Source organism: Microbispora sp. ZYX-F-249 (assembly GCF_039649665.1).
Taxonomy (GTDB): domain Bacteria; phylum Actinomycetota; class Actinomycetes; order Streptosporangiales; family Streptosporangiaceae; genus Microbispora; species Microbispora maris.
Genome location: NZ_JBDJAW010000019.1, coordinates 143560 through 150867, shown reverse-complemented (window position 1 = coordinate 150867; position 7308 = coordinate 143560). Strand labels below are relative to the sequence as shown.

Annotated in this window: 7 protein-coding genes; all 7 read right to left on the bottom strand. The window is 69.6% G+C overall.

Going from position 1 to position 7308, the window contains the following annotated elements; all coding sequences use genetic code 11:
• Positions 1–87: 87 nt before the first annotated feature.
• The 7 genes from AAH991_RS23015 to AAH991_RS22985 all read right to left on the bottom strand — a co-directional run bounded on the left by AAH991_RS23015 (position 88) and on the right by AAH991_RS22985 (position 7257).
• Entirely contained in the window at positions 88–915 is an 828-nt protein-coding gene (locus AAH991_RS23015; RefSeq protein ID WP_346227958.1) for an SMI1/KNR4 family protein, read from the bottom strand.
• Positions 916–959: 44 nt separating this feature from the next.
• Positions 960–1373 (bottom strand): hypothetical protein, encoded by a 414-nt coding sequence (locus AAH991_RS23010; protein ID WP_346227957.1) that lies wholly within the window; start codon positions 1371–1373, stop codon positions 960–962.
• Positions 1374–1689: 316 nt separating this feature from the next.
• A complete protein-coding gene (locus AAH991_RS23005; RefSeq protein WP_346227956.1) occupies positions 1690–1959 on the bottom strand; it encodes a hypothetical protein in 270 nt (89 codons plus the stop codon).
• A 340-nt stretch (positions 1960–2299) separates the two neighbouring features.
• Entirely contained in the window at positions 2300–2992 is a 693-nt protein-coding gene (locus AAH991_RS23000) for an SDR family NAD(P)-dependent oxidoreductase (protein WP_346227955.1), read from the bottom strand.
• Between the two features lie 131 nt (positions 2993–3123).
• Positions 3124–3447: a putative quinol monooxygenase gene (locus tag AAH991_RS22995; protein ID WP_346227954.1), complete on the bottom strand. Its 324-nt coding sequence runs from the start codon at positions 3445–3447 to the stop codon at positions 3124–3126.
• 66 nt (positions 3448–3513) lie between these two features.
• Entirely contained in the window at positions 3514–4338 is an 825-nt protein-coding gene (locus AAH991_RS22990) for an alpha/beta fold hydrolase (protein WP_346227953.1), read from the bottom strand.
• Between the two features lie 159 nt (positions 4339–4497).
• The gene (locus AAH991_RS22985) at positions 4498–7257 is read right to left on the bottom strand and encodes an ATP-binding protein (protein WP_346227952.1); all 2760 of its coding nucleotides are present in this window, start codon (positions 7255–7257) and stop codon (positions 4498–4500) included.
• Positions 7258–7308: the final 51 nt, after the last annotated feature.

Sequence of the window (7308 nt, the reverse complement as noted above, 5' to 3'; positions counted from 1 at the left end):
GCCACCCCGACCATGTAGTACCAGCTGAGAGGCCGGTTCCGAAGATCGGAACCGGCCTTCTGCATTGCTGAGCGACTAACTGAGTGACTACGGCTTCGGAGGGTACGGATCTCCCAACCGAGGCCACTCCCAGTGGAACCACTCTCGGGGCAGAGTCTCACGCATAGCGTCGATGGCCTCAGGTGTGCGTCCATGGATCCTGAGACCGGCTCGACTCCATGGCCGATGCCAAGGCCCACTCAGATGCTCGTACTCATCTGGGATGAAGTGGAACCGGTCAAGGGAGACGATCACGTCCTCCCCGACGTACCAGCGGCTCGCTGGGGCGCATTCCATATGCCCAATGGGCAGCGGCGGAAGCGCCAAAGGCGTGAATCTGCGCTCCACATCGGCGATTTCGTTTTCGAGCAGCTCCCCATACATCTCCCGAGCGCCATCCAGGCATGCGGATTCGACGAGCATCATCTCGATACAGGCAGTGGACAACCGTTCGGTCCACGCGATCCCACCTTGATGCTCGCCATGATCGCAGTCGGAGGACTGCACTGTAGGCGGATCGTCCATGTCGAGGTCCGCCACTCGTATGTAGCGCTCCCAGACGCCCTGATTCTCGTGCTGATAGAGCAGCAGGCCGCTATCTTCGTCCACGCGGAGCTCGTCCGGGGGCTGCAGGAAGTGCAGAGTGCCGCAAAGATCCGCACGCTTGCCGAAGAGCATGTACGCCTCGCGCAGTGCGGCCGGGAGCTTGAGGCCCAACCGCTGCTCACCGGCGTTCAACTCCTCCGCGGTGTAACCGTCTCCATCCCTGAGAGGAGTCATCCAGGCTTCCGCGAAGCGCCGTATGAAGGTCCAAGCACTGTCCTTGTCCCGCACACCAGCGGCGAGATCGGCTGCGAGATCGAATCGTCCGGACACTGACGTGATCATACAAAGCGCAGACGAGGGGCCATTCAGAGGAATCAGAATGGCCCCTCGATCGGCGGAAATTCACGATCAGGTGTCGAAGATGTGATCCATGGCCACGGCCCCTGCCTGAAGTACCCGACGGATTTGCTTGCGGTAGACGGCCTCCGTGACGGCAGTGCTGCTGTGGCCGACGAAAGGCCGCCGTCGGTCGAACCTGCCTCTCCGCTGATGTCTCGCCACTTCTCATCGGTGACCAGCGACATCCCCAAGAGATCCGTCGCCGCGTTCAGACCGTGACGGGTCAGGCGTCCGCCATCCATTAGTCCCTCACGGCGGGCACGCTCGCGGGAGACGATCACGGCCAGGGCCTCATGAACGCGGACGAGAGTGTCACACATGGCTTCGATCTCGTCGGTTGTGAGTTCCGGCGCGTCCTTGAAGCTTGGCATTCCGAAGTAGAAGACCACGACCTGTTCCTCTCGCCAAGAATCTGCCTCTCGTCACCGGCGGCGGAGCGGTGGGCGACGGCGCTCCGCGCCGCCGCTGGCGGCCCCACGCCCGCCCGCCGTCCGCGTGCGGCTCTCCGGCCGGTCCCGGACGTCAGCGGCTCGGGCCGCCGGTCACCGGAAGCCAGGTACACGCGAGGCCGGGCTTGCCCCTCCGTCCCCGGTCCGCTGCCGCTTCGCGGCGGGACGACGGCGTACGAGGCGATCGCTAGTGCGGTGGCCACGAACGTTCACCGGGCTTACCGGAAGAACGATGCCGACAGGCGTTTTGGTAACGCTACGACTTGTCCACGGACCGACCCAGCTCCCCGAGGGTCTGCAAGAGCCGCTTCCGGGCAGCATCCAGGCGTCCGCTGTAGTCCGGCATGAAGACCTCAACCAGTGAGGTCTCCAGTGTCCCGGCGATCAGGTGTATCGGTGACCAGACCGCACGGTCCTCGCCAACCAAGTCGTCGAACTCCGCGGTGCCGATCACTCGGTCGAGCCAGTCAGAGAGCACCAGGGCCTCATCCTGCGTCAAATTGATCGTGAACTCTCTCTCCGCCACCCTGCCGAGGGTAACGTCGCTCAGCCCAGTGAACGTTTGTGGTCACCGCACTGGCGAACTCGGCCCAGCAGGACCGAATGCCACCGGAGACGAGCCTCACCGGACCGCCAGCCGCCCGCGTAGGAATGCTCGGGCGGTTCCGACTGCACAACCTTGTGGATCTGATAGATGCCGCCGCAGGAGATCAGTTCATAGAACACGGCCTCCCGCGCCGGACGAAGTGGTCTCAGGGGCTTGGCGACCGAGTCCTGATTCCCTCGGTGAGGGCCCGTCGGCCCTCACCGGTGCGCCGGGTGGGGTGTGGTTGCCAGGACTGTCGCGGGGTCGGGGCCTGCCGCCGTCACCAGGGGAGTACGCCGGTGCGGTCGGTCACCGTGCCGGTGGGCGTGTCGGGCCCCAGGGTGGCGATACGCACCGCCGCCTCCGCGCCCTCCGCGACGCTCTGCCCGATGTAGCCGGTGAACTCGGTGGCGGTCTGGCCGGGGTCCACCGCGTTGAAGCGGACGTCGGGGATCGTCCTGGCGTACTGCATGGTCAGCATGGTGACCGCGGTCTTCGACGAGCCGTAGGCGGCGAGCGGATACTGCGACTCGACCCGCTCCGGGTCGTGGGTCAGCGTGAACGACCCCATACCGCTGGTGACGTTGACGACGGACGGGGCGGCTGCCTTCCGCAGCAGGGGCAGGAACGCGTGCGTGACGCGCACCAGGCCGAAGACGTTGGTTTCGTAGACGTGGCGGATCTGGTCGGCCGTCATGTCCTCGGGTGCGGTCACTTCGCCGAGGATCCCGGCGTTGTTGACGAGAATGTCCAGGTGGCCGACCCGCGCGCGCAGCGTCTCGACCGCCGCGCCGACCGACGCGTCGTCGGTCACGTCCATCTGGACGAAGCCGGCGCCGAGCTGGTCGGCGGCCTTGCGTCCCTTCCCGGCGTCCCGGTTTCCGATCCAGACCGTCTGGCCCGCCTGGATGAGTCGGCGCGCGATCTCGTGGCCGAGGCCCCTGTTGCCGCCGGTGATCAATGTGGTGGTCATGTCGTGTCTCTCCTGTGTGTGCCGTCGGAGCGGGTGCTCCCCGGAAAGCGGTTACCGGGAGCACCCGCGGGATTGGTTCGCTGCGGTGCGTCCCGTCGGCGTCGGCGTCGACGCCGGGCGGGCGTCCTGCTTCAGTGGGCGGGGCGGAACGGGCGCAGCAGGCGGATGCCGTCCTCGATGGATCCGTCGATCAGCTCGAGCATCTGCGGGACGAGTTCCCGCATCCGGGGCGCGGCGAGGTGTGCGTCGAGGTGGGCGCGTGTCTCCCAGCGTTCGTAGATGACGAACTCGCCGGGTCGGCCCTCGACTTCGTGGGCCTCGTAGTCGATGTTGCCGGGGTCGTTGCGCGAGGGGGTGACGGCGGCGGTGATGAACGCCTTGAGGTCGTCCTCCCTGCCCGCCTTCGCCTTCGCGTCCCAGACGACGGTCACGTAGCCGGCGGGTGTTGCGGTCATGGTGATTCCTGTTCTGTTCCGTGTTGTGTTCCGTGCTGACGGGCTGTGTGTCGGTACCGAGCCGGGTCAGCTCTTGATGAAATCGAGGAGGTCGGCGTTGACGGTGTCGGCGTTGACGCTGCACATGCCGTGCGACAGGCCCGGGTAGACCTTCAGGTCCGCGTGCTCGACCAACGTGACCGCCGACCGGGCGGAGTTGGCGATCGGGACGATCTGGTCGTCGTCGCCGTGCAGGAGGAGCGTGGGCACGTCGATCGCCCGGAGGTCGTCGGTGAAGTCCGTCTCCGAGAACGCTCCGATCCCCTCGTGGTGCGCCTGCGCGCTGCCGGCCATCCCCTGGCGCCACCAGTTCTGGATGATGCCCTCGGAGACGTCCGCGCCCGGACGGTTGAACCCGTGGAACGGCCCGGAGGCGATGTCGAGGTAGAACTGGGAGCGGTCGGTGGCCACGCCCTCGCGGAAGCCGTCGAAGACCTCCACCGGCAGCCCTGCGGGGTTGGATTCCGTTTGGACCATGAGCGGCGGGACCGCTGCGATGAGGACGGCCTTGGCAACCCGGCCGGCACCGTGCCTGGCGACGTACCGGGCGACCTCTCCGCCACCGGCGCAGTGGCCGACGTGGACGACGTCGCGCAGGCCGAGGTGCGCCACCACGGCGGCGGCGTCCGCCGCGTAGTGGTCCATGTCGTGCCCGTGGCCGACCTGGGCGGAGCGCCCGTGCCCGCGGCGGTCGTGGGCGACGACGCGGTAGCCCCGCCGGACGAGGAACAGCAACTGGGCGTCCCAGGCGTCCGAGCTCAGCGGCCAGCCGTGGTGGAACATGACCGGCCGGCCCGAGCCCCAGTCCTTGTAGAAGATCTCGACTCCGTCGCCGGTGGTGACGAACGGCATGGTCCGCTCCTCGTGGTCTCGCCCGGGTACCGGGCGGATTCGATGTCTCCACGAGAATGGCTCGGCCACCGTGCCGACAGCCTCCGTCAGCTGGCTGACATCCGGCGACGGCTCGCTTACGTCAGCACCGTGGCAGTGCTGAGACCCGACCGATAGCTCTCACGGCTGGGTGGCCGGAGACTCGGGAGGCAGCGCCTCCAGAGCGTCGCGGAGCCCGGCCCGCGACGTGATCCCCAGCTTCGGGAACACACGGTAGAGATGCGACGACACGGTCCGCGGCGAAAGGAACAGACGCGACGCGATCTGCGGGTTCGACAGCCCCGTCGCCGCCAGCCTGGCGACCTGCAGCTCCTGCGGTGTGAGGGCCTCACCAGCCTTGCCCCGGCCGGCCCGCGTCATCCCGGTGGCGCGGAGCTCCGCCGCGGCCCGGGCCTCCCACGAACGGGCCCCGAGCTCCTCGAAGCGGCCGCGGGCGGCGGCCAGCTGCACCCGGGCCTCGCGGTTGAGCCCCTGACGGCGCAGCTCCTCGCCGTACACCAGATGAACACGGCCGACCTCGAAGGGCCACTGCTCGACGCCCGGCAACCCGAGTGCCTCCTCGAAGCGCCTGACCATGTCCTCGGCAGCCGATGTCATCGCCGTGACCATGGCAGCGCTCAGCGCGAACCGCGACGAGAGGTGAGCGACACCGGCGTCGCGCAGCGCGTCCGCGTGCCGTCGCGCCTCCGCGTGCCGCCCGGAGCGCACGGCGGCCTCGACGAGGTCCGGCGCGGACCACACGGCCTCGGGGTTGAACGGCGGCAGCACACCCGGGGCGCAGATCGCCGTGGCGTGCCGGAACGCCGTCTCGAAGTCGGCGGCGCCGAGGGCCGCCCGGGCCGCCGCCTGGTGGGCGCAGTTCTCCAGCCGCCGCAGACCCCTGGGACCCGACCACCCCCAGATGTCCTCGCAGTGCTCCCGGCACGCGTCGAGGGCGCCGCGCTGGGCCGCGGCCATCGCAGCGACATAGTGCCCCACCTGGGCGAACAGGTGGTACCCCATCTCCTCGGACAGTGCGATGAGCTCGTCCGCGGCGCCGGCCGACGCCTGCCACCGGCCGGCGTACAGGTCGTCCAGGGCGACGAACATCAGGGCCGGCATGCTCGACCCCACCGCGCCGCCGTCGCGGATGACCCGGGACACGGCCTCGCGACAGCCCGGAAGCCGGTCGAGGTACGAGGCGGTCAGGGCGGTGCGGATGACCACGTCGGCGTCACTCTGGTCCCTCAGCCGCGCGATCTCCTCGTCCAGGCGGCGCAGCATGCCGTCGGTGACGGAGCCGAGGTCGTGGTGGACGCGCCCCAGCGACGCCGCGGCGGCGGGCGCCGCCTCCGGGAACCGGGCGAGCACGTCGACCAGAGGCTGCCAGTGCTCGGGCCGGCCCGAGTACTGGCTGGCGAGGGTGAGGGTGAACAGCGCGGTCTCCAGCTCCTCACGCGACACTCCGGGCATCACCGGGGCCTGCTCGACCGCCTCCACCAGAAGTGCATGGGCCGTATGGGCGTCGCCTTCCGTGACGAGCACCAGGAAGCCGGCCGTCGCGGCCGCCGAGAGCGACCGGGCCGCCGGATCGCCCTCGACCTCACGCATGATCTCGTGGCTGACCTCCAGATGGCCCGCGACCCAGGCGGCGGCATAGGCGGCCTGCGACAGGCGGTGCCTGCGGTCCGCTCGGTCAGGGCTCAGCTCGGCCGCGCGCCGCAATCTCGCGATCGCGCCGTCAGCGTCACCGCGCCGCAGGCTGCTCCGGGCCGCCGACTCCACGACGGCGGCGACCGCCTCGTCGGGCGCCGTCGTGGCTCTCGCGAGGTGATCACCGCGCCGCTCGGGCTGGTTGGCCAGCGCGTCGGCCAGCCGGCGGTGGGCGCGACGCCGCTGTTCACCGGTGGAACCGTCGACCACCGCGGTCCTCACCAACGGATGCCTGAAGCGCACCGCGCGGCCGTTCTCCGCGACCATGACCAGGTGGTCACGCTCCGCGGGAGCGAGTTCCTCAAGGCTGCCCGGGCCGCCGGCCGCCTCGAGGACGCCGATGTCGCCGGAGCCCTCAAGAGCCGCGAGCAGCAGTACCTCGCGCGTTCCCCGCGGCAGTCGTCCGACGCGGGCGCCGTACAGAGCGCGGACATCCCGCCCCGGGCCGCTCGCCCACCCCGCCCCTTGGCCGTGTTGGTCGCCGGACACCCCGGTGGACCCGGCGAACTCGAGCAGCGCCAGGGGATTTCCCTGCGCCTCGTGCGCCACGGTCGAAAGAACCCGGCGGGGAAGGTGAGCAAAGCGCCGGGACAGCAGCCGCAGGGCGTCCGCGTCACTTAGCGGCGCGACCTCGAGCTCCGACAGACCGATGGACCGGAAGGATTCGCCGGACTCCGCCCGCTGCGCTGCGAGCAGCCCGATGCGGCGGCCCCCCAGTCTTCTGGCGACGAAACCCACCGCAGCCCGGCTCGCCTGGTCGACGACATGAAGGTCATCGACCACGAGGAGCAACGGCCGCTCCTTCGCGGCCTCGTCGAACAGGGACAGTGCCGCGTTCAGGACGGCGATCCGGCTCGGCGCGGGACCGGCTCCGAGACCGAGGGCGACCTCGAGGGCCTCCCGCATGGAACGCGGCAGACGACCGAGCTCGTCCGGCAGCGAGCCGACGAGCTGATGGAGCCCCGCGAAGCTGATGTCCGTCTCGTACTCGACACCGCTCCCGCGGACGACCCGCACTCCCTTCGCCACCGCCAGCTCGGCGGTCGCGTCCAGGAGGGCCGTCTTCCCCACGCCCGGATCACCGGTGAGCAGCAGGACGGCTCCGTCCGTCCCGGCCATGTCCAGGAACGCCGCGAGCTCGGCGAGCTCGCCCTCCCGGCCGATCAGCCCGGTCGGGCCGACGCCCATGCCTGTCCCTGACTTCGCCCACATCCGCCGCGTCCCTCGTCCTGCCTCGCG